The following is a 19,858-nucleotide window of genomic DNA, read 5'->3' on the forward strand; positions in this document are numbered from 1 at the left end:
ACGGGTACGCTTTTTACCCGCGCGCCGGTCGTCGCTGATAATGCTGCGCTCGGAGGGACCTCCATGGAGTTGATCGACGACGAGGGGCGGCTGTTCGGCCGCGTCAACGTCATCGACGCGCTGGTCGTGTTGCTGATCGCTGCCGTCGTCGTCGCAGGCGCCGCGTTCGTCTTCGCAGACGATCCGGAGCCGGCGCCGGCGCCGGAAACGGACACCGCCTACGCGACGCTCGACGTCGGCACCGTCTCGCCGTACATCGTCGACGCGATCGAGGAAGGCGACACCCACAGCCCCGACGGTTCATCTGATCTCCGCATCACGGACGTTCACCTCACGCCACAGGGCGATCAGACGCGCGTCGTCCTCCGCGTGGCGCTCGAAGGCGAGCTCAACGACCAAGACAGCCTCATCTACGGGGGCGCCCCGCCGCGGCTCGGCCGGACGCTCGACATCACCACCGACCGCTACCAGATCGGTGGCCAGATTCGTGCCGTAGGCGACAGCGACGCGCTGACCACCGAACAACAGCGCGTGCTGCTCTCGAGTCAGGTCGACGCGGGCACCGCCACAGATGTAACCCCCGGCGACGAGATTCGGCTCAGCGACCGCACGGTCGCTCGCATTAACAACGTCACCACCTACACGACCGACCGACCCACCCAACGCCAACTCCTCGTCGAGGCGACGCTCACCGGGCACCGCCAGCAGGACCGGCTCCGGTTCGGCGGCACACCGGTTAGACGCGGTCAGACGGTAACGCTACCCACGAGCGACTACACGCTCGACGCGCAAATCGAGCAGGTCGGCGGCGACATCAGCCTCGGTGCGACCACGACCCGTACGGTCACCCTCCGGATGGAGGAGGTCCGCGAGGACTTCGCGGACGCCATCGAGCCGGGGATGGTCGAACGCGCCGGCGACACCACGGTCGCCCGGGTCACCGGCGTCGAGACGGAACCCTCGCTCATCATCGCGACCGGTGATGACGGCAGCGTCAACGTCGTCGACCACCCGGTGGACCGCGAGGTGACGATCACCGCGGACCTCCAACTGCGAGAGACACCGGCCGGGCTCGCGTTCAAGGGCGACCAGATTCGCCAAGGGTCGACAGTCACCCTGGATCTGGGCACGGCCACCGTGGAGGCGACGGTCGTCTCTGTGGGCCGGTGACCGGATCGCCGGCCTGCCCCAGTCACAACACACATGAGCGCTCACCCGGAAATCTATGTAGATGAGTGACGAGACGGAGGCGGGCACGCCAACCGGAAGCGTTGTGCGGCGGGCAGCCCGCGAGTCGCGTCTCGGCCGCCTGTGGAGGCGGACGGCGGGAGTTGTGCGCAGTTCTTTCCTGTACCGGTGGCTCACCGCGGAGCCGGATCCGGAGGTGATCGTGATCGACCTCCGGGAGACGTGGACGGTCGGTCCGTTCATCCGACTGCTGGATGCGGTCTTGGATCGCCTCATTCCCGCACTCGAGGACTCGCGGATCGCCACGGCGGCCCGCGCAGGTGCTTCGTACACACTTGCGGCGCCAGCAGTCGTGGCTGGCCTCGCCGTCCTCGCAGTCGGGCTCCTCCTCGCGCTCGGGAGCGTCGCGGCCGGAACCCTCGGCACGACACGGCTCGGCCTCGCGGTCGGGCTCGTTATCGCAGGCGTGATCGCAACCCGTGAACGCCGGAGTTGGGCGGAGCTCCGCGAAACCCGACCGGTCGAACTCCTGGTTGCCGCACTGGAGCCCCCAGAGCCGCCAGCGGAGTCGGAGCCAGAAGGAGAGCAAACTGAAGACACGCACAACACTCTCTCAGGCGATCCCGACGACCCCGATTCCGACCCAACTGAGAAGCAGCACTGACGGGCAGACACCCGATCGCGAGCCCGCAACCGGGGCCTTTTAGCTTCCGTCCGCCATCCGATGTCGGTAGTGACCACCACGGAGCTGCTCGTTGCGATACTCGCCGGGATCGTTCAGGGGGTCGTCGAGTGGCTCCCCGTCTCGAGTCAGGGGAACCTCTCGCTCGTGCTCACGCTCGTCGGCACGGATCCCGCCGTCGCGGTCCAGCTCGCCTTGTTCCTCCAGTTGGGCACGACGCTGTCGGCCGCGACCTACTACCGCGCGGAGATCGCGACCATCCTCAGAACACTTCCCGGATGGCGTCCCGCGAACGCGTACGACGCCGACCACGCGATCGCGACGTACGTCGTCGTGGCGTCGCTGTTCACCGGGCTCGTCGGGATTCCATTGTATATCCTCGCCGTGGATCTCGTCAGCGACCTCACGGGCGGCGTCTTCATCGCCGCCATCGGGGTCCTCCTCGTGATCACCGGTCTCCTCCAGCGGGCGTCGGACAGCGTCAGCATGGGCGGCCGCGAGACGCCGTCACTCGTCGACTCGATCCTCGTCGGCAGCGCCCAGGGGTTCGCCATCCTCCCCGGCATCTCTCGGTCGGGCGTGACCGCGAGCACGCTGTTGTTCCGCAGCTACGACCCGCCGACTGCGTTTCGACTCTCCTTTCTGCTGTCAATTCCCGCATCGGTTGGCGCGGCCGCGCTCACCCTCGCCAGCGCGGGCGGGCTTCCCGGCATCGCACCAGTGCCCGCGGCGGTCGCACTCGGCGTGAGCGCCGTCGTCGGCTACCTGACGATCGACGCGCTCATGCGCGTCGTCGAGCGGGTGCCGTTCGCGACGGTGTGTTACGCCCTCGGCGGGATCGCGATCGCCGGCGGACTCGTCCTCACGCTCGTCGTGTGATCTGGCGGTCCTGTCTGCGCCCCACTCGGTCAACACTGTGTTTCAATACACCAGGTACTCAGTGCGAGAAAACGACGAGTCGCGGTCTCGAATCCACTGTGCGACTTCCTGCTGGAAGCGCTCGAACCAGTGGAGATCTTCGTATCGCACCCCGAGCTTGCGGTCGACCCCCTTGGGCGGCGATATTAAGTCCCGCGGCGTCGAACAAAGGGATATGAGCAGCATCGATCTGCCGGCCGGGGTGTTAGATGCGATCGCGGCACCGCCGGACGATCGCGAGCCCATCGTCAGGCAGGAGCTCGCCGTCTCGCTGTACCGAGAGGAGTATCTCTCCTTCGGGAAGGCACGAGAGCTGGCCGGCCTCTCGAAGGCGGAGTTCCATCAGCTGCTTGGCGAGCGGGAGGTCGAGCGTCACTACACCGCGGAGGACCTCGCGCTCGACGTCGAGTACGCTCGGGAATGACAGTCGTCTCGAACACGTCGCCGCTGTTGAACCTGGCACTCATCGAGCGGCTCCAGCTGGTCGAAGCCCAGTTCAGTGAGGTCGTCGTTCCGACGGCGGTCTGGAACGAACTCACGGCCGGGTTCGACGGCCGCGACCGCATCGAGGCGTTCCGCGATCGAGGCGGGATGCGGGTGGTCTCGCCGGAGCCGACGGAGTTGCGAACCGAGTTCGAACGCGAACTCGATCGCGGCGAGGCCGCGGCTATCGCGCACGCCATCGATATCGACGCGGACCGAGTACTCATTGACGAGCGAGAAGGCCGTGCGACTGCCACGCGTCACGACGTGCCGGTGACCGGGGTCGTGGGAATTCTCCTCCGGGCGTCGAGTCAGGGAGAGATCGATCTCGAAGCGGAACTCAACGCGCTTCGTGAGGCTGGCTTTTGGATCTCAGATGCGCTGTACGAACGCGCTCTTGAGATGGACGCGGAATAAGCCTCAGTAACCACGGCGTTCGGGCAGTCGTTTCATCGGGTTTCGTGGCAGCAAGTCACGAGATGATTGGATCCGTGAGAAGAGCCGACTGCGCCGACTCAGTCCCCACTCGACGCCGACACCGTCGCGCTTGCGCCCGGCCCCGCATCACCGACCTCCTCACCGATTCCAGACTCCGCCTCCGCCGCCAGCGTCTCCACGTTCGCGAAGACGAAGCCCGCGAACCCGACCCGGAGCAGGATGTCGAGGTACTCCAGCGTGACCGTGCCCGTGAAGGTGTCCAGCAGCCCGGCGATCTGGAACATCGCCCACGCGATCAGGACGCCGAACGCGAACAGCGCGAGGTTCCGCGTCTTCTTGTAGAACAGCTCGCGGGCGGGCGACTGCCGCGCCGCCGCCGTCGCGAGCGGCCCGAAGAACAGCGCGAGCAGGACCACGTAGCCGACGAGGATGCTCCCGGTGCCCGCCAGCGCGAGCGGCCCCTCGAACACGGCGGCGAAGTCGTAGCCCAGCCGCATCGCGACCGTGATCGCGACCACGCCGCCGACGTACCGCCGGCTCGCCCCGGCGACGAACGCCGCGAACCCGAACAGGAACGGGTAGCCGGTGTAGTCGATGATCAGCTGCCCGCCCTCCAGCGTGCCGTTCGCGACCGAGAACGCCCCGATGCCGGCGCCCCAGAGGCCGACGCCGAGCCCCGCGAGCGCGACGACGGCCACGAACGGGTAACAGTAGCGCCGGAGGCTCGCGGGCTTGCGGCTCGCGAGCGCGAGCAACACCACGGCGGAGACCGCGTAGATCCCCGCGGAGGTGAAGCGCACCACCGACGGCTCAATCATCGGCGCTCACCCCCGCGTCGCCGGCGGTCGGACTCGCGGCGACCCCGGTCGCACCGTCGACCGCACCGTCGCCCTCGCTCCGCGTCTCGAACTGGTCGAGTCGCTCGGTGAGCGAGGCGGTCCGGTCCGAGAGCGCCGTCGCCGTTGCCGCGAGGTCGCCGACCGTCTCGGCGGTGTCGTCCGCGGTCTCCGCGAGCGCCCGGGCGCGGTCCGCGGCGTCGGTGGCGGAGCCGTGGACCGCCTCGACGCGCGCCGCGACCGACTCGATCCCCTCGGCGCCCTCGTCGGTCGCCCGCGCGATGTCGCCCATCGCCACGTCGACGTCCTCGACGGTGCCGGTGAGCTCCTCGATCGCGTCGCCGGCCGCGCGCACGGCCGCGGTCGTCTCGTCTAACTCCGTCATCGTGCGGTCCATCTCGCCGGCGACCGCCGACACGTCCTCGGTCACCTCGCCGATGGTCGCTTCGATCTCCGTCGTCGACTCGCGCGTCTCCTCGGCGAGCCCCTTCACCTCGTCCGCGACGACGGCGAACCCGTCGCCGTCGCCGCCCGCCCGCGACGCCTCGATCGAGGCGTTCAGCGCGAGGATGTTGGTCTGCTCGGCGATGTCCGCGATCACGTCGGTCGTCTCCGCGACCCCGTCCATCCGGTCGTCGAGCCCGGCGACCAGGTCGTCGAGCTCGTCGAGGAGGTCGCCGATGGCGACGATCGCCTCGATCGCCTCGGTCGCCCGCCGTTCGCCCTCGGTGCCGAGCTCGGCCGCGGCGGACGCGTCGCCCGCCACCTCGTCGGTCGTCGACGCGATCTCCTCGACGGTCGCCGAGAAGTCGTCCGTGTCGGCGGCCGTCTCGCGCAGCCGGTCGGTCTGTTCATCCAACTCGTCGGCCAGCCCCCGCATCTCGGCGGCCACCTCCTGGTTCATCGCCGCCACGTCGTCGGCCTCGGCCGCCATCTCCTCGCTCGTCGCCTCCACGTCGCCCGCGAACGACTGGATGTCCTCGACGGTGGTCGAGAGCCCGCCCGTCATCTCGTTGTACGCGGCCGTGATGCGCTCTATCGCGTCGACGTCGCTCTCCTCGTCGAGCCGGTGAGTGAGGTCGCCGTCGGCGGCGTCCTCCATGGCGCCGCCGATCTCGTCGGCGCGCGCTAACAGCGTCTCCGACATGGACTCCGCCTCCTCGCGGGCCGCCTCCGCCTCGCTTTGCGCGCGCTCGGACTCGGCGACCGCGTCCCGGAGCGACCGCCGCGTCTCGTCGAAGGCCTCGAAGAGCCGGCCGATCTCGTCCGGCCGGTCGGAGGTCGCGCTCGCGTCGAACTCCCCGCGACCGACCGCCTCGGCCGTCTCCGTCAGCCGGCGGAGTTCGACCGCGACGTTCCCGACCAGGACGATGCCCAACAGTCCGAGGTTCAGCGTGACGACGACGCCGACCGAGACCAGCGCCGCCGTCGCGGCCGCCGCCGTCCCGGCCGTCGCCACGTGTCCCGCGAAGAGGGCGACGAACCCGAGCGTCACGGCGAGCGTCAGGATGACGGAGGCGCCGACCCGGCGACCGTACCGCGTGGTGATCGCGTCCAACATACGTGTTATCTGAGAGGAACGAGACGCCCTACTTAGGAGTACAGACCGAATTATACGAGACGATAATTTGATCGGTCCGAGAGCGTCCCCGACCGGCTCCGAGAACACCGAACGCGACCGTCCGTGGCGTTCGATCGCTCCCGAGCCGCGACGGGGAGTCGAACCGGGGATCGGGCTTTTCCCCCGGCCGCGCTACCCACGACCATGCCGAGTGTCAGCGACACGTACATCGAGAACCGCCAGCGCGTCCAGCCGACCCACACGAACAACTACGCGTCCGCACACGGGGGGAACGTCGTCAAGTGGATGGACGAGATCGGCGCGATGTCCGCGATGCGCGCCGCCGGCGAGACCTGCGTCACGGCCAAGATCAACGGGCTCGACTTCAAGCGACCGGTCCCGCAGGGCGACACCTGCGTCATCGAGTCGTACGTGTACGCGGTCGGGCGCACGAGCCTCCGGACGCGGATCCGCGCGTACCGCGAGTCGCCGCGCACGGGCGAGCGCGAACTCACCACGGAGTCGTACTTCGTGTTCGTCGCCGTAGACGCCGACGGGAGCCCGACGCCGGTCCCTGAACTCGAGGTCACGGGCGAGCGCTGCCGAGAACTCCGCGACGAGGCGCTCGCCGCGGAGCCGGACGAGGACCGGTGACGGTCCGCGAGAAGCGATGGGGCGGAACTCGGGCGAACCGGGCGGGACGGGTTCGGTGTGTCCAGCCGCCGCGTCGGGCGTCACCGCTTCGATGCTCTCGATCGGGTGCGGCGAAGGCTCGGCGCCTCCTCGCGGTCGGGACGGACGACGTCGGCGAGGCCGCCGCGCCGACCGAGCGCCGGAGCGCGGTGAGACGGCCAGGCGACAGGTCGGGCCGGCGCAGACTCCGGGGTCGCGAGGACGGGAACGTAGTGAAGCCGGTCGAGCCGCTGTGACCCGATGGTTCGTGCCCTCTCGCGACGGCGGAGCGGTCCCGCCGAGACGGGGTGCCGGAGTGCGCCCCGTTCACAGGCCGACGAGCAGTATCGACGCCGCAACCGCGGTCCCCGCCCAGCCCGCGCCGACCCAAGTCAACACGGCGAACGCCTGTCGCGCGCCCTCGCGGCTCCACGCGGACTCGCCACCGAGATGGCGCTGAACCGCCGACATCGAGTCGCCGAACCCGACCGAGCCGCCCCACGTCGCGACGCCGAAGCCGAACAGCAGCACGCCGAGCGCGAACGAGGTGTCGGTCGCTCGCCGCGCCCCGGCGAACGGGAAGAGCGCGCCCGCGACGACGACCCCGAGGAGGCTGCCGATGCCGACCCACCGCGCGACCGTCCGTCCGGACGGCCGTCCGTCGCGGTCAGTCAACGGTCTCTCGCATCCGGGGGTCGAGCGCGTCGCGCATCCCGTCACCGAGGAGGTTGAACCCGAGCACCGTCAGCGCGAGCAGCAGACCGGGGAAGAAGGACCACCACCACGCCCCGGAGAACAGCCCGAACTCGACGCCGTTCGAGAGCATCATGCCCCACGTCGGCTCCCCCGGGCTGGCGCCGAACCCGAGGAACGACAGCGCGGCGATGTCGATGATCGCGAGCCCGTAGTTGAGCGTCGACTGGACCGTTATCGGCGCGAGGCAGTTCGGGAGGACGTGGCGAACGAGCAGCCGCGGGTCCGTCGCGCCGAGCGCTTTCGTGGCGTCGGTGTACTCGTCTTCGAGCACCTTCAGCGCGGCTCCGCGGACGACGCGGGCGAACCGAGGGGTGTAGACCAGCGTCAGCGCCCCGACGGCACGCCACAGCCCCAGCTCTTCGGGGAAGATGGTGACGAGCGCGAGCGCTAACAGTAGGGACGGGAACGACAGCAGGACGTCCATCGTCCGCATGATGACGTTGTCGGTCAGATCGCCGTAGTACGCCGCGACGATTCCGAGACTCACCCCGAGGAACGTCGAGGCGACGACGGTGACCGTGCCGTAGAGGACCGCGTACCAAGCCCCGTACATCACGCGCGGGAAGATGTCGCGGGCCTGCCCGTCCGTTCCGAAGAGGTACTCCGAGCTGGGCGGCGACTCAGCCGGATTCGTCCCGAACTGGGTCGCCATGAGTTCGCTGAGGTCGTAGGTGAACCGCGCGTAGACCGCGACGAGAACGACGGCCACGATGATGACGATCCCGGTGATCGCGAGTCGGTTCGAGAGGAGCTGCGAGAGGAACGGGCTCGCGCGCAGCCGCTCGGCGATGCTTCGGTCGACGGTTCCGGTCTGTGTCTCCGTGCTCATTGTTCGATGCGTGGATCGAGGACCGAGTAGGTGAGGTCGACGCCCAAGTTGACCAGCGTGTACAACACGGCGAAGACGAGGACGGTTCCCTGGACGACGGGGTAGTCGCTACGGTTGATCGCGTCGACGAGGAGCGTTCCGATGCCGTTGATCTCGAAGACGGTTTCGGTGAGCACCGCACCGCCGAGCAGCGATCCGAACTGGATGCCGATCACGGTGATGACGGGGATGAAGGCGTTGCGAAGCCCGTGTTTCATGACGGTGATCTTCGATCCCTGCCCCTTCGCCCGAGCGGTCCGCATGTAGTCTTGACGGAGCACTTCGACCATCGACGAGCGCATCATCCGCGAGAGCAGCGCCATCTGATAGATGCCGAGCACCACCACGGGCAAGAGCAGATGGACGGCCGCGGACTGGAACGCCGCGATGTTCCCCGCTAACAGCGTGTCGACGAGGATGAGTCCCGTGACCGGTTCGACGAAGTACTCGGAGCCGATTCGACCGCTGGTCGGGAGGAGACCGAGGAACTGCGCGAAAAGCAGGATGAGCAGCGGGCCGCTCCAGTAGATCGGGACGCTGATTCCGCTCAGCGCGCCGATTCGGGTGAGGTGATCGGTCCACGTGTCCTGCTTGACCGCGCTGAGGATCCCCAGCGGGAGCCCGAACAGGAGACCGGCGAACTGCCCGAGCAGCGCGAGTTCGATCGTGATCGGAAGCCGGTCCGTGAGGATCTGGCTCACCGGCGTGCCTCGGTTCACCTGGTAGGACTGACCGAAGTCGAAGGTCACGACCTCACCGAGGAAGCGGACGTACTGCTGCCAGAGGGGGTCGTCGAGCCCCAGGTCGGATCGCACCTGGTCAACGAACTCCTGGCTGGCTCGCTCGCCGGCGATGACCACGGCGGGATCGCCCGGGGAGAGGTGGAGAATGGCAAAGACCACCGTCGCGACCCCGAACAGCACGGGGATAAGCATGAGCAGCCGTTTGAAAACGAAGCGTTTCGAGACCATTCAGGGGAACGGGTGCGCGGGACGGTCAAAAAGTCTGTGTTCGGTGCGAGCTACTCGAGTTCGACCGCTTCGAGGAACGGTCCGCCGATCGCCGCGACGGTGTAGTTGCTCACGCGGTTGGACACGCCGCGGACCTCGTCGGCGTAGTCGATGAACACCCACGGCGCCTCGTCGTGTGCGATCTGAGCGGCCTCCCGGTACAGCTCGGCCCGATCCTCTTGGTTCGTGGTCCGTTGAGCCTCTTCGACGACGCTCATGTACTCGCTGTTGGCCCACGCGGCGTTGTTCGAGGTGTTGAACCCCTCGGTGTCCCAAGAGACCCAATCCTGTCCCTCCGGCACGTCGGTCTGCGGGTGCAAGAGGACGTAACAGAAGTTGTCGGGGTCGGCGTTGTCGGTGTACCAGCCGGCGAGCGTCGCGTCGTGACTGCCCTGACTGGTGTACGTGAGGTAGTCGGAGAACTGTCGGTCGTCGATCGACACCTCGATGCCGACCTCGGCGAGGTTCGACCGGATCGTTTCCGCGGTCGGCAGCGGCGCCGGGTTGTAGCCGCGGGGGTTCTGGAACGTCGTCAGCGAGAAGGAGAACCCGTCGCCGTAACCGGCCTCTTCGAGGAGGCTCTGGGCCTGTTCGGGGTCGTACTCGTAGGGGCTGATGTCGTCGTTGTGGCCGAACAGCGCGGGCGGGATCGGCTGGTCGGCCTGCGTGGCGATCCCCGAGTAGATGTTCTCGACGATGGCCTGCGTGTCGATGGCGTAGCTGATCGCGCGGCGGACCCGGCGGTCGCGGAACGCCTCGACGCGCGAGAGGTTGAACGCCATGTAGCCGATGTTGATCCCCGTCGCCGTCCGGCTCTCCGCGGTGTCGGACCCGTCGATGATCTGCATGCTGTCGGGGTCGAGCCCGTCGATGATGTCGAGCTCCTCCTCGACGAGCGCCTGGGCACGCGTGGAGTTCTGACCGCGGGTGAGGAACAACACCTCGTCGACGTTCGGGGTCTCGCCCCAGTAGTCGTCGAAGGTGGTGAGCCGGATGCGGTTGTTGGCGTCGTCGAGGGTGTCGAGCTGGAACGGGCCGGTGCCGACCATCTCCTCCCCGAGGTTCGTGTCGCCCTCGATCGCGTCCTGAGAGATGACGACGGCCGCGAACATCGCGAGGTTGCGCAGGAACGGCGCGTACGTCTGGGTGAGCGTGATCGAGAGCTCGTAGTCGCTCGGCGCCTCGATGCTGTCGATCCAGTTACCGAGCGTGAACGGCCCGTACACGGAGGCGTCCTCGAAGTTGTACTCGTAGTCGTCGTCGACGAACCGCCGGTACGTGGCGATGAAGTCGTCGGCCGTGAACTCCGACCCGTCGTGGAAGCTCACGCCCTCTCGCAGCGTGAGCGTCACCGAATCCCCCTCGAGCGACCAGTCGGTGGCGAGCGACTCGACGAGCGACGCCTCGCCCGGCTGGAAGGCGATCAGGCCTTCGTACGCCTGATTGGTGACCTTCGCGACCTCACCGCTGGTCGTGTTCTGCGGGTCGAGGGTACTGGAGTGAGCCCCGCGGCCGTAGCGGAGAGACGCCGCGCCGTCACCGCCGTCGTCACCGTCCATCCCGTCGTCGCCGTCGCCACCGTCACCGCCGTCGCCGCCGTCACCACCGTCGCCGCCGTCGCCGCCGCATCCGGCGAGAGAGGCGACCGATGCCGTCGCTACCGTCGCGCCGCCCGCTCGTTGTAAGAAGCTGCGTCGTGACGTTCCTGTGGTATCAGGACACATACACCGGCATATATGAGCTACCTAAATAATTCTGGTGGAGAGACAGGACACAATCGCGTCATAAGACCCGGCCGAGTGGTCCTGTAATCACTCGCCGGTAGGTCACTCGTCGTACAGGTGGCACGCGGCGGGGTGGCCGCTCTCGCCGAGTTCGGGGTTGTCTCGTTCACAGACGCTCTCGAACGTCTCGCGGAGCGTGGCCTCTGCCTCCGCCCACCGGTCGTGTTTGATGTGTTCGAAGGACTCGGCCACGACCGCTCGCGCCTCCCCCGAGAGCGGACCGTCGAAGAAGTACTCGAAGAGCGTCGGATGTTCGCCGCCGTCGGCGACGGCGGTCCGCGCCGACTCGTCTTCGATGCGGACCTCCGACTCGATGGCGTCGAGGTCGACGTCTCTCGCCTCTAACCGCTGTCGGTAGAACATCACCTCGCGATAGCGCTCCTGGTCGATGTCGAGGTTGTCCGGCGGAATGATCGAGGGACAGCGGGTGCGGAACCGGCAGCCGGAGGGCGGGTTGATCGGTGACGGGACATCCCCCTTGAGGATCGTTCGATCGTCCGTGTTGGCGAGGGGGTCGGGCTCCGGGATCGCGGACAGGAGCGCTCTGGTGTACGGGTGTTTCGGCGTCTCGAACAGCTCGCCCGTCTCGGCGACCTCGACTATCTCGCCGAGGTACATCACCGCCACCCGGTCGGAGATGTGGCGGACGACGCTCAGGTCGTGGGCGATGAACAGGAAGGTGAGCCCGAACTCCTCTTGGAGGTCCTCCAGCAGGTTGATGATCTGCGCCTGAACGGAGACGTCGAGCGCCGACACCGGCTCGTCGGCGACGATGAAGTCGGGGTCCACCGCAAGGGCCCGCGCGATGCCGACCCGCTGACGCTGACCGCCGGAGAGCTCGTGCGGGTATCGGCCGAACTGGCCGCGCTCTAACCCGACCGCGTCCATCAGCTCGAAGACGCGCTCGCGGCGGCGTCCCTCGGCGAGGTCGTGAATCTTCAGCGGTTCCATGATCGTCTGGCCGGCCGTCATCCGCGGGTCGAGGCTCGACATCGGGTCCTGGAACACCATCTGCATGTCTTTCCGGCGCTTGCGGAGGTCCGACTTCGAGAGCGAGCCGAGGTCCTCACCGGCGAACACGACCTTCCCGTCGGTCGGCGGGTCCAGGTGGAGGATCGCCCGTCCCGCCGTGGACTTCCCGCAGCCGGACTCGCCGACGAGCCCCAGCGTCTCCCGCTCGTGGACGTCGAGATCGATCCCGTCGACGGCCCTGACGCTCGGGTCGCCGCCGCCGAACACGCGGTCGAGCGCGCCGGCCTCCTGTTGGTAGTACTTCCGCATCTCGCGGACCTCGACGAGCGGGTCGCCGATGGCGGACCTGGCACCAGCGGCGGGCGCGTCGGTCCCGTACATGTCCTTGTCGAACTCGTCGTGGACGCATTTCGACCGGTGGTCGACGTCGTCCGGGCCGTGCTGGAGGAACGGGATCTCCCCCTCGCGGCACTGGGGTTCGGCCCAGGGACAGCGCGGCGCGAAGTGGCACCCGTCGGGCATGTCGATCAGGTCGGGGACGTTCCCCTCGATCGGGGTCAGCCGCTCTTTTTTCTCGGTGGGGATCGATTCGAGCAGCGTGTAGGTGTAGGGGTGGCTGGGGTTGGAGAAGATCTCTTCGACTGGGCCTTCCTCGACGATCTCGCCGGCGTACATCACGGCCACGCGGTCACAGGTCTCGGCCACGACGCCGAGGTCGTGAGTGATCATCAGGACTGACATCCCGAACTCCTCTTGGAGGTCGTCGATCAGATCGAGGATCTGCGCCTGAATCGTCACGTCGAGCGCGGTCGTCGGTTCGTCGGCGATGAGGAGGTTCGGCCGGCAGGCGAGCGCGATGGCGACGAGCACGCGCTGGCGCATCCCCCCCGAGAACTCGTGTGGGTAGTCGTCCAGGCGCTGTTTCGCTTCCGGAATGCCGACCGCCTGAAGCATTCTGACGACTTCGTCCATCACCTCCTCGTCACCGTCTCGACCCCCGACTTTCGGGAGGATCTCGCGGACCCCGTTGAACCACGAGTCGTGCTTTTGACCGCCGTACCGGTGGAGCCGCAGGGACTCGGCGATCTGCTCGCCGACGGTGACCGCCGGGTTGAGCGAGGTCATCGGGTCCTGGAAGATCATCCCCATCTCGCCGCCGCGGACCCGGCGGACGGCCGCCTCGGGAGCTGCCGTCACGTCGATGATCCCCTCGTCGACGTCGACGTCGCTCGGCGCCGCGCCGGCGCGGATCCGCTCGCGGGCGTCGGCGTCGAGGAAGACGAAGCCGTCGACGGCGTCGGCGAGTGCGGCCTCGAGGTCGTCGCCGACGGTCTTCGGGTCGGCGTCGGCTTCGAGGCGATCTGCGGCGGCCCTGAGGTCGCTGGCGAGGTCTTCCGGGTCCGCTTCGGCGGCGAGGTCGTCGACCATTCCGCGGAGCTCGGCCGGGGTGTCGGGAACGCGCCGTCCGGCGCGGAGGCCGCTGCTCACGGCCGCGATCGCGTCGATCAGTCCGGACGGGTACGGAACGTACGCGTCGTCGAACTCGTCGAGGAGGGCGGTGGCGAGCGCCGGATCCGCGAGGGTGATCCGGCCACCGACGACGTCGCCGGGGTCGTCGACGAGGTCCATCGCAGAGAGGGCGGTGACGCTCTTTCCGGAACCCGACTCACCCACGAGGCCGACGGTCTCGCCGTGCTCGATCGAGAGGTCGATACCGTCGACGGCCTTGACCGCGCCCCGTTCGGTTCTGAACTGAGTCCGGAGCGCCGAAAGCGAGAGCAGATCGGTCACTGTCGGCGGTAGCGCGCCTTACGGAAATATATCTTGGGGACAGTGGAACCATTTATACGACTACCCGAGCGTCTGCTGGTATGAGCGAACCCGCAGGCGACGACGTGCCCACGAACGTACGGGCGGGAGACGGGTGGTCCGCCGTCATCGAGGACATGGAAGCGACCGCGGCGGAGTACCGAGAGCGCGGGTGGACGACGCTCGAACTCCATCCCGGCGATTCGGTCCTGGTCGACTCGGACCGTCGGACCGGCCTCGACGTCGTCCTCCCCGGCCCGGAGTTCGAGGAGCTAGAGTCGCTCGTCGACGACCGACGGTTTCGAGACGTCGAGGTGTTCCGGGCGGAGGGAGACGAACTGCTCTACGTGCTGGTCGTCGAGGTCGCGCCCGAGAGCGAAACGGCCGTCTTCGTCCCCGCGTACTACGATCCGAGCCAGGCGGCGGAGACGATCGAATCGATCAGAGAGGCGGGGACCGTGCGCCTCTTCTGCCGTCGGTTGAACGACGACACCGTGCGGTTCGTCCACGACGATCCGGCGCCGTTCCTCCCGGAACCGGTCGAGTGATCGGAGTCCCGCGGGCTCGGAGTGATCGTGCGGCGGTGAGTTTAGAGGGGCGAGCGCGGGCAGGGCGTGCGAGCGGTCCGTGCTCGAACGCCGATCGCCTCGTCGTTCGAGGCGGCGCCTCTCGCAGTCGCGAGCGTCCCCCGCTGCGTCAGTCGGAGAGTGAGGCACGTCGAGCGTGCCGGCGCGATCGCGCTCGTTCGTGAAGATGCCGCCCCGCGGGGCGGGAAGTGTGAGTCAGTAGTCGCCGAGCACGCCGAGCCGCCGCGCCCGCGCCGTCGCGTACTCGAACACGAGGTAGCCGCCGATCAGGTAGCCGACGGCGACCGCGACGAGCAGCGCCAGATCGACGAGCGGGAACTCCCAGAGCCGGACGCCGTCGACCATCACGCGCTGGAGCATCGCGCTGCCGTGCGCCAGCGGGAGCACCCGCGTCCACGGCAGGTCGAAGACCGGCGCCGAGATCAGCGCGACGAACCCGAACTGGAGGAGGTTGAGCCAGTTGCCGATCTGCTTGTAGAGGACCGTCACGCCGCCGGCGGCGAAGCCGAGCCCGAGGACGGAGGTGATCGACAGTCCGGCGACGACGACCACCGTCAGCGGCGCGAGGCTGAGCTGCGTCCCCGTGATGACGAGCATGAGCGCGAGGATGACGGCGCTCGTGAGGAACGTCCGCACCACCTTCGCGATCCCCTTCAACAGCGCGACCGGCGCGAAGCCGAACGGGGTGGTGATGTGGCGCTCTAAGGTGCCCCACTGGACTTCGCTGCCGATGTCGTTGGAGACCGACGAGTACGCGCCGACCGACAGCGTCCACAGGAAGTAGCCGACGACGATCCCCTCGATCGAGTCCGTCAGCGCCTGCCCCGCGAGCAGCTGCCCGCCGAGGAACAGCGCGGCGAAGAAGAACAGCGAGACCACGATCCCCCCGATCGCGTTGGCCGGATAGCGCACGAAGATGAGGTACTCCCGGTACAACACGGCTCGCGCCAGGTGGTAGTAGGTGGCCGGACGCGGCTCCTCATCGACGGCCGCGTGGCCGTTACCGGTCGGTCCGTCCGAGCGCGACGCGTCCGCGCTCACCGCGACGCACCCCCGAGTCCGCCGTCGCCCGCGACGCCCGTGCGTTCGAGGAACACGTCCTCGAGGTCGGGCTGGACGGTCCGGAGGTCGGAGACGGTGACGCCCGCGGCCCGTAGCGCGTCCATCAGGTCGTACAGCCGGTCACCGCCGGCGACGACCGTCACCGCGGGCGGGCGCGACTCGCGGTCGACCGCCCGCACGTCGAACGACTCGCGGAGCCCCGCGACCGTCTCCGCGTCGAGGTCCGGGCTCGCCACGCGGACGACGTCGCGGTCCGTCCCGCCGAGCAGCGCCTCGACGGTGTCGTCGGCGACGATTCGGCCGTTCGACAGCATGACGACGCGGTCGCACACCGCCTCGATCGTCGTCATGTCGTGGCTGCTGACGACGATGGTGAGCCCCTCCTCGACCGCGAGGCGGCGCAGCTCCGCCCGGAGCGTCCGCGCGCTCTCCACGTCGAGCCCGAGCGTCGGCTCGTCTAAGAAGACCAGCTCCGCGCCGCCCGCCAGCACGCTCGCCAGCGACACCTTCTGTTTCATGCCCCGCGAGAGCTCCCGGACCGGCGTGTCCGCCTTGTCTGCGAGGTCGAGCCGGTCGAGCAGGCGGTCGTGACGCGCCGCCACGGAGTCGGGGTCGACCCCGCTTATCGTCGCGAAGTAGCGCAGGTTCTCTCTGACCGTGAGCCGCCAGTAGTCGTTGCGCGCGCCCTCCAACATCGCGTCCACGTCGGCGTAGGCCGCCCGCCGGCCGTCGCGCACGTCGTTGCCGAACACCCGCACCGAGCCCGCGTCGGGGATGACGATGCCGAGCGCGCACTTGATCAGCGTCGTCTTCCCCGCGCCGTTGGGACCGAGCAGGCCGACGACCGACCCGCGCTCGACGGTGAGGCTCACGTCGTCGACCGCGGTCACCGCGTCGTCGCCCTCGCCGAACCGCTTCGTGAGCCGCTCAACCGAGAGGGCGGGCGGGCCGGTCGGCTCGCCGAGGGACGCGTCGTCGTCCGCGCTCCGGGTCTCGTCGCGCTCGCGGGGACCACCGCTCGCGCTCGCCGCGCTCCGTGCCATTGCCATGGGTACGAGCCGAGCGGGGATATATCCGCGCTCGCCCCCCAGCGCGGACATGGACCTCGACCGGTTCGCGGCGGACGCGCCCGCCGACGACGCGCCCGGCGGCGCCCGAGTCTGCGTCGTCGCGACCCGGCCGGACACCTTCGAGCGCTGTCGCGAGGGGTTTTACCCCGCGCCGCGCTCGTACGACCGCACCCGCGCCGACTTCGAGTACATGGCCTTCTACCGGACCGCGCCGGTGTCGGCGATCACTCATTACGCCCGCGTCACCGCTCGCACCGAGCAGGCGCGCGGCGAGCCCGGCCCGATGGACGAGGAAGATTGGGAGGCGCTCATCGACCCGTTCTCGGAGGAGCGCGTCGTGGTCGTCTTCGAGTTCGACGAGCTGGTCCCTCTAGATAGTCCCGTCGAGAACGATCTGAACGGCGTGCGCGGCGCGTGGTACTGTACGGTCGACGACCTCCGCGAGGCGGCGACGCTGTCGGGGCTGCGCGAGCGGTCGGAGACCTGACGGGTCGGTAGAGACGGCCGCCTCCGTTCAGATCATCGTGAGTCCGAGGCTGTATTCGAGGGCGGTGTCGACCTCGTCCAGCCGCTCTTGCGGAATCGGTCCGAGATTCTCCGTGACCCGATGCTCGATGGATACGGTCCGAATCTGGCTACAGAGCGCGACCGAGTCGTCCCGAAGCGCGCTCTCCTCGGCCGGGACGAACACCTCGAACGGATACAGTTGTTCGCCGAACGAAGTGGTAAACGGCACGACGATCGTCGTTGGCGCGTTCGCGTTCCCGACGTCGTTCTGGACGACGAGACACGGCCGCGTTCCCCGCTGTTCGGACCCTTGTGTCGGGTCGAGTTCGACGATGACGACGTCGCCTCGACGGACGGACACGGCCATCCGCTACCACTCCGGAGGATCGCCGAGGCGGTCGTTCGCCTCCGCCGAGACGGTCTCCAGTTCGTCGGCGAGGTCGGCGTCCCGTTGGGCTCGCTGACGGTATCCCTCGGCCAACTCTTCTCGGGTGACCGATCGCCCGATAACGATTTTTCCCGCCTCTTCGCGGATCACGACTTCTTCTCCGCTCTCGATTCCGAACCGTTCTCGGAGTTCCTTGGGGATCGTCACCTGCCCTCGCTCCCCGATCTTTCGGCGTTCGCCGTTACTCATACATATTCATATCATATTCATATTGGTAAACGCTTCGGCGGGGGTGAACAGTACGTATCGACCCCGGAGATCGCCACCAGGGGCAAGTCACCGGGGAGATCGGCCTCACCCGCCGTCGGCGCGCACCGAAGGCGTCACGGCCGCGTCGACGCGGGCGATCCGGTCGTGCCCGGCCGGCGGCGTCGCGGCGTGGTCGGGATGGAGACAGGCGAACAGCGCCTCCAGCGAGTCGACGAGGCGGTGGCTCGGCCGGTTGAACAGACCGTTGCCGTCGACCGCGTAGACGCGACCGTTCGCGACCGCCGCGAGGTCGTCGAACCCGGGTCGTTCCGCGAGGTCGTCGACCGCCCGCTCGGCGCGCTGGCGGTCGAACCCGCAGGGCGCGACGACGAGCGCCTCGGGGTCGCGCGCGCACACGTCCTCCCACGCGACCGGCTCGGAGGGGCCGTCGGGCTGGAAGGACGGGTCGCCGCCGGCGAGTTCGACCATGTCGCGCACCCAGTGGCCCGCCCGGATCGGCGGGTCCGTCCAGTCGAGGACCGCGGTCCGGGGGCGCCCCTCGTCGGCGACCGCGCGCTCGGCCCGCTCGCGGACCGCGTCGACGCGCTCGCTGAGGCCGGCCCGGAGCTCGCTCGCGGCGGCCTCCTCGCCGACCGCCTCGCCGATCCGCACGACGTCGTCGAGCGCGTCGGCGAACGAGTGGGGGTCACAGGCGAGCACGTCGGGTTCCGGGTCGAGGCGGTCGGCGGCCGCGCGGACCTCGCTCGCGTCGACCGCGCAGACGTCGCAGGTCGCCTGCGTGACGAGGAGGTCGGGCTCTACGGCGGCGAGTCGGTCCTCGTCGAGGTCGTAGACCGCACCGTCGACCGAACGCATCTGGGCGTCGATGTCGGCCGCCGACCGGTCCTCGTGGTCGACGACGGTGCTCGTCAGCCTCGGCAGCTCGCGGGCGGCCGGCGGGTGGTCACAGCTGTGGGAGACGCCGACCGGCTCGACGCCGAGCGCGAACAGCGTTTCCGTGGCGGAGGGGAGCAGGGAGGCGACGCGCATGCTCGACTCGAAGCGCTCGGCCGACTAAAGTTGGGGGTCCGAGGCCCCGACGACGCTCGCGGTCGCCGTCGCGTACGCGGCCGCGAGGTCGCCGTTCGGGAGCGCGTCGGCCGCCGCCGCACAGCCCCACCGGACGCGGTCGCGGCGCTCGCCGGCCGGGAGCTTGTTCGTCGCGACCGTCTCGGCGGTGTCGAGCGCCGCCCGCGCGGTCTCGTCGTCGCCGTCGGCGGCCGCCGATTCCGCCGCCGCGAGGAGCTGTTCGAGGCTCGCGCGCACGTCGTGGGGTACCTCGTCCGAGCGGGTCACGGCCGGCTTTGCGGGTCGTCGGTTCGGTCGCCGCCCAGCGTCGCGAAGACGAACTCCGTGCTGCTGCCCAGCGGATCGATCGCGGTCGTCGTCTCGACGTCCGTGAACCCGGCCGCGCGGAGCTGATCGAGCGTCCGGTCGCCCCCCGGGGCGGAGAAGAACATCCGGCCGCCCATCCAGCCGCGCCGCACCGTCTCGAAGCGGCCGCCCGGGAGCGTCATCAGGAGTCGGCCGCCCGGCCGGAGGACGCGAGCGAACTCCGCGTACGCCTCGGGGTGGCGCTCGCGCTCGACGTGAAACACCGCGTGGTACGCCGTGACCGCGTCGAAGCGGTCGTCGCCGAACGGGAGCGCCGTCAGCTCGCCGTGAACGAGCCGGGCGGCAGAGACGGTCTCGCGGGCGAGGTCCAGCCCGCGCCGAGAGACGTCCAGCCCGACGCTGCCGGGCGGGAGGTTCGCGAGGGTGCGGGCGCCGTCGCCGCAGCCCACGTCGAGGACACGCGGGTCGCCGTCGACGGCGGGGTCGCCCGCCAGCGAGGCGAGCAGGTCGTCGATCAGCGCCGCGTCCGAGCCGTCGGGGTCGCGCCGGGCGGCGTACGTCTCGGCCACCTCGTCCCACGCGCGGCGCACCTCGTTTCGGTCCATACGGGTAGCAGGGGCGCG

Annotated in this window: 22 protein-coding genes; 8 read left to right on the forward strand and 14 right to left on the reverse strand. The window is 68.9% G+C overall.

The window, feature by feature from the left end; genetic code table 11:
• The first annotated feature begins 63 nt into the window (after positions 1 to 63).
• The 5 genes from ABDZ89_RS11715 to ABDZ89_RS11735 all read left to right on the forward strand — a co-directional run bounded on the left by ABDZ89_RS11715 (position 64) and on the right by ABDZ89_RS11735 (position 3,688).
• A complete protein-coding gene (locus tag ABDZ89_RS11715; RefSeq protein WP_343779253.1) occupies positions 64 to 1,170 on the forward strand; it encodes a DUF4330 domain-containing protein in 1,107 nt (368 codons plus the stop codon).
• A gap of 61 nt (positions 1,171 to 1,231) precedes the next feature.
• Complete coding sequence (locus ABDZ89_RS11720) at positions 1,232 to 1,852, forward strand: hypothetical protein (RefSeq protein WP_343779255.1); 621 nt, start codon at positions 1,232 to 1,234, stop codon at positions 1,850 to 1,852.
• Positions 1,853 to 1,912: 60 nt separating this feature from the next.
• On the forward strand, positions 1,913 to 2,749 hold the full coding sequence (locus tag ABDZ89_RS11725) for an undecaprenyl-diphosphate phosphatase (RefSeq protein ID WP_371152690.1): 837 nt from the start codon (positions 1,913 to 1,915) through the stop codon (positions 2,747 to 2,749).
• Between the two features lie 214 nt (positions 2,750 to 2,963).
• On the forward strand, positions 2,964 to 3,212 hold the full coding sequence (locus tag ABDZ89_RS11730; protein WP_343779259.1) for a UPF0175 family protein: 249 nt from the start codon (positions 2,964 to 2,966) through the stop codon (positions 3,210 to 3,212).
• A complete protein-coding gene (locus ABDZ89_RS11735; protein ID WP_343779261.1) occupies positions 3,209 to 3,688 on the forward strand; it encodes a PIN domain-containing protein in 480 nt (159 codons plus the stop codon). Before ABDZ89_RS11730 ends, ABDZ89_RS11735 begins: the two co-directional genes overlap by 4 nt.
• A gap of 98 nt (positions 3,689 to 3,786) precedes the next feature.
• Here ABDZ89_RS11735 and ABDZ89_RS11740 read toward each other — a convergent pair whose 3' ends face one another.
• Entirely contained in the window at positions 3,787 to 4,527 is a 741-nt protein-coding gene (locus ABDZ89_RS11740) for a hypothetical protein (RefSeq protein ID WP_343779263.1), read from the reverse strand.
• A complete protein-coding gene (locus ABDZ89_RS11745) occupies positions 4,520 to 6,106 on the reverse strand; it encodes a methyl-accepting chemotaxis protein (RefSeq protein WP_343779265.1) in 1,587 nt (528 codons plus the stop codon). The genes ABDZ89_RS11740 and ABDZ89_RS11745 overlap by 8 nt, the downstream gene beginning before the upstream one ends.
• A 204-nt stretch (positions 6,107 to 6,310) precedes the next feature.
• Here ABDZ89_RS11745 and ABDZ89_RS11750 point away from each other — a divergent pair, with 204 nt between their 5' ends.
• On the forward strand, positions 6,311 to 6,760 hold the full coding sequence (locus ABDZ89_RS11750; protein WP_343779267.1) for an acyl-CoA thioesterase: 450 nt from the start codon (positions 6,311 to 6,313) through the stop codon (positions 6,758 to 6,760).
• A 345-nt stretch (positions 6,761 to 7,105) separates the two neighbouring features.
• Here the strand turns inward: ABDZ89_RS11750 and ABDZ89_RS11755 are convergent, their stop codons facing one another.
• The 5 genes from ABDZ89_RS11755 to ABDZ89_RS11775 all read right to left on the reverse strand — a co-directional run bounded on the left by ABDZ89_RS11755 (position 7,106) and on the right by ABDZ89_RS11775 (position 13,959).
• Positions 7,106 to 7,453, reverse strand: a complete 348-nt coding sequence (locus tag ABDZ89_RS11755; protein WP_343779269.1) for a DUF7268 family protein — start codon at positions 7,451 to 7,453, stop codon at positions 7,106 to 7,108.
• Positions 7,446 to 8,363: an ABC transporter permease gene (locus ABDZ89_RS11760; protein ID WP_343779271.1), complete on the reverse strand. Its 918-nt coding sequence runs from the start codon at positions 8,361 to 8,363 to the stop codon at positions 7,446 to 7,448. The genes ABDZ89_RS11755 and ABDZ89_RS11760 overlap by 8 nt, the downstream gene beginning before the upstream one ends.
• Positions 8,360 to 9,373, reverse strand: a complete 1,014-nt coding sequence (locus tag ABDZ89_RS11765) for an ABC transporter permease (protein WP_343779273.1) — start codon at positions 9,371 to 9,373, stop codon at positions 8,360 to 8,362. The genes ABDZ89_RS11760 and ABDZ89_RS11765 overlap by 4 nt, the downstream gene beginning before the upstream one ends.
• Positions 9,374 to 9,423: 50 nt before the next feature.
• Entirely contained in the window at positions 9,424 to 11,136 is a 1,713-nt protein-coding gene (locus tag ABDZ89_RS11770; RefSeq protein ID WP_343779275.1) for an ABC transporter substrate-binding protein, read from the reverse strand.
• 102 nt (positions 11,137 to 11,238) lie between these two features.
• On the reverse strand, positions 11,239 to 13,959 hold the full coding sequence (locus ABDZ89_RS11775; protein ID WP_343779277.1) for a dipeptide ABC transporter ATP-binding protein: 2,721 nt from the start codon (positions 13,957 to 13,959) through the stop codon (positions 11,239 to 11,241).
• A gap of 80 nt (positions 13,960 to 14,039) precedes the next feature.
• Between ABDZ89_RS11775 and ABDZ89_RS11780 the strand changes: the two genes are divergently transcribed.
• Complete coding sequence (locus ABDZ89_RS11780) at positions 14,040 to 14,525, forward strand: DUF7529 family protein (protein ID WP_371152697.1); 486 nt, start codon at positions 14,040 to 14,042, stop codon at positions 14,523 to 14,525.
• Between the two features lie 234 nt (positions 14,526 to 14,759).
• On the opposite strand, the gene ABDZ89_RS11785 is transcribed toward ABDZ89_RS11780, so the two are convergent.
• A complete protein-coding gene (locus ABDZ89_RS11785; protein WP_371152699.1) occupies positions 14,760 to 15,605 on the reverse strand; it encodes an ABC transporter permease in 846 nt (281 codons plus the stop codon).
• Complete coding sequence (locus ABDZ89_RS11790; RefSeq protein WP_343779278.1) at positions 15,602 to 16,669, reverse strand: ABC transporter ATP-binding protein; 1,068 nt, start codon at positions 16,667 to 16,669, stop codon at positions 15,602 to 15,604. The genes ABDZ89_RS11785 and ABDZ89_RS11790 overlap by 4 nt, the downstream gene beginning before the upstream one ends.
• 55 nt (positions 16,670 to 16,724) lie before the next feature.
• Here ABDZ89_RS11790 and ABDZ89_RS11795 point away from each other — a divergent pair, with 55 nt between their 5' ends.
• Positions 16,725 to 17,183: a hypothetical protein gene (locus ABDZ89_RS11795; protein ID WP_343779279.1), complete on the forward strand. Its 459-nt coding sequence runs from the start codon at positions 16,725 to 16,727 to the stop codon at positions 17,181 to 17,183.
• A 27-nt stretch (positions 17,184 to 17,210) separates the two neighbouring features.
• Here ABDZ89_RS11795 and ABDZ89_RS11800 read toward each other — a convergent pair whose 3' ends face one another.
• From ABDZ89_RS11800 to ABDZ89_RS11820, 5 genes are all read right to left on the reverse strand, one after another.
• Positions 17,211 to 17,570 (reverse strand): type II toxin-antitoxin system PemK/MazF family toxin, encoded by a 360-nt coding sequence (locus tag ABDZ89_RS11800; protein ID WP_343779282.1) that lies wholly within the window; start codon positions 17,568 to 17,570, stop codon positions 17,211 to 17,213.
• Positions 17,571 to 17,573: 3 nt separating this feature from the next.
• Positions 17,574 to 17,840, reverse strand: a complete 267-nt coding sequence (locus ABDZ89_RS11805; RefSeq protein WP_343779284.1) for an AbrB/MazE/SpoVT family DNA-binding domain-containing protein — start codon at positions 17,838 to 17,840, stop codon at positions 17,574 to 17,576.
• A 105-nt stretch (positions 17,841 to 17,945) separates the two neighbouring features.
• A complete protein-coding gene (locus tag ABDZ89_RS11810) occupies positions 17,946 to 18,890 on the reverse strand; it encodes an ABC transporter substrate-binding protein (RefSeq protein ID WP_343779286.1) in 945 nt (314 codons plus the stop codon).
• Between the two features lie 24 nt (positions 18,891 to 18,914).
• A complete protein-coding gene (locus tag ABDZ89_RS11815; protein WP_343779288.1) occupies positions 18,915 to 19,196 on the reverse strand; it encodes a DUF8101 family protein in 282 nt (93 codons plus the stop codon).
• Positions 19,193 to 19,840 (reverse strand): class I SAM-dependent methyltransferase, encoded by a 648-nt coding sequence (locus ABDZ89_RS11820; protein WP_343779290.1) that lies wholly within the window; start codon positions 19,838 to 19,840, stop codon positions 19,193 to 19,195. The genes ABDZ89_RS11815 and ABDZ89_RS11820 overlap by 4 nt, the downstream gene beginning before the upstream one ends.
• Between the last annotated feature and the right edge of the window lie 18 nt (positions 19,841 to 19,858).

Source organism: Halorubrum ejinorense (assembly GCF_039522565.1).
GTDB classification, from domain to species: Archaea; Halobacteriota; Halobacteria; order Halobacteriales; family Haloferacaceae; genus Halorubrum; species Halorubrum ejinorense.

Bases quoted from the DNA above. Each gene is read 5' to 3' on its own strand.
- ABDZ89_RS11745 (WP_343779265.1), bottom strand. From the start codon at position 6,106: ATGTTGGACGCGATCACCACGCGGTACGGTCGCCGGGTCGGCGCCTCC.
- ABDZ89_RS11725 (WP_371152690.1), top strand. From the start codon at position 1,913: ATGTCGGTAGTGACCACCACGGAGCTGCTCGTTGCGATACTCGCCGGG.
- ABDZ89_RS11760 (WP_343779271.1), bottom strand. From the start codon at position 8,363: ATGAGCACGGAGACACAGACCGGAACCGTCGACCGAAGCATCGCCGAG.
- ABDZ89_RS11735 (WP_343779261.1), top strand. From the start codon at position 3,209: ATGACAGTCGTCTCGAACACGTCGCCGCTGTTGAACCTGGCACTCATC.
- ABDZ89_RS11730 (WP_343779259.1), top strand. From the start codon at position 2,964: ATGAGCAGCATCGATCTGCCGGCCGGGGTGTTAGATGCGATCGCGGCA.
- ABDZ89_RS11795 (WP_343779279.1), top strand. From the start codon at position 16,725: ATGGACCTCGACCGGTTCGCGGCGGACGCGCCCGCCGACGACGCGCCC.
- ABDZ89_RS11715 (WP_343779253.1), top strand. From the start codon at position 64: ATGGAGTTGATCGACGACGAGGGGCGGCTGTTCGGCCGCGTCAACGTC.
- ABDZ89_RS11750 (WP_343779267.1), top strand. From the start codon at position 6,311: ATGCCGAGTGTCAGCGACACGTACATCGAGAACCGCCAGCGCGTCCAG.
- ABDZ89_RS11800 (WP_343779282.1), bottom strand. From the start codon at position 17,570: ATGGCCGTGTCCGTCCGTCGAGGCGACGTCGTCATCGTCGAACTCGAC.
- ABDZ89_RS11805 (WP_343779284.1), bottom strand. From the start codon at position 17,840: ATGAGTAACGGCGAACGCCGAAAGATCGGGGAGCGAGGGCAGGTGACG.
- ABDZ89_RS11810 (WP_343779286.1), bottom strand. From the start codon at position 18,890: ATGCGCGTCGCCTCCCTGCTCCCCTCCGCCACGGAAACGCTGTTCGCG.
- ABDZ89_RS11820 (WP_343779290.1), bottom strand. From the start codon at position 19,840: ATGGACCGAAACGAGGTGCGCCGCGCGTGGGACGAGGTGGCCGAGACG.
- ABDZ89_RS11780 (WP_371152697.1), top strand. From the start codon at position 14,040: ATGAGCGAACCCGCAGGCGACGACGTGCCCACGAACGTACGGGCGGGA.
- ABDZ89_RS11740 (WP_343779263.1), bottom strand. From the start codon at position 4,527: ATGATTGAGCCGTCGGTGGTGCGCTTCACCTCCGCGGGGATCTACGCG.
- ABDZ89_RS11720 (WP_343779255.1), top strand. From the start codon at position 1,232: ATGAGTGACGAGACGGAGGCGGGCACGCCAACCGGAAGCGTTGTGCGG.
- ABDZ89_RS11770 (WP_343779275.1), bottom strand. From the start codon at position 11,136: ATGTGTCCTGATACCACAGGAACGTCACGACGCAGCTTCTTACAACGA.
- ABDZ89_RS11765 (WP_343779273.1), bottom strand. From the start codon at position 9,373: ATGGTCTCGAAACGCTTCGTTTTCAAACGGCTGCTCATGCTTATCCCC.
- ABDZ89_RS11790 (WP_343779278.1), bottom strand. From the start codon at position 16,669: ATGGCACGGAGCGCGGCGAGCGCGAGCGGTGGTCCCCGCGAGCGCGAC.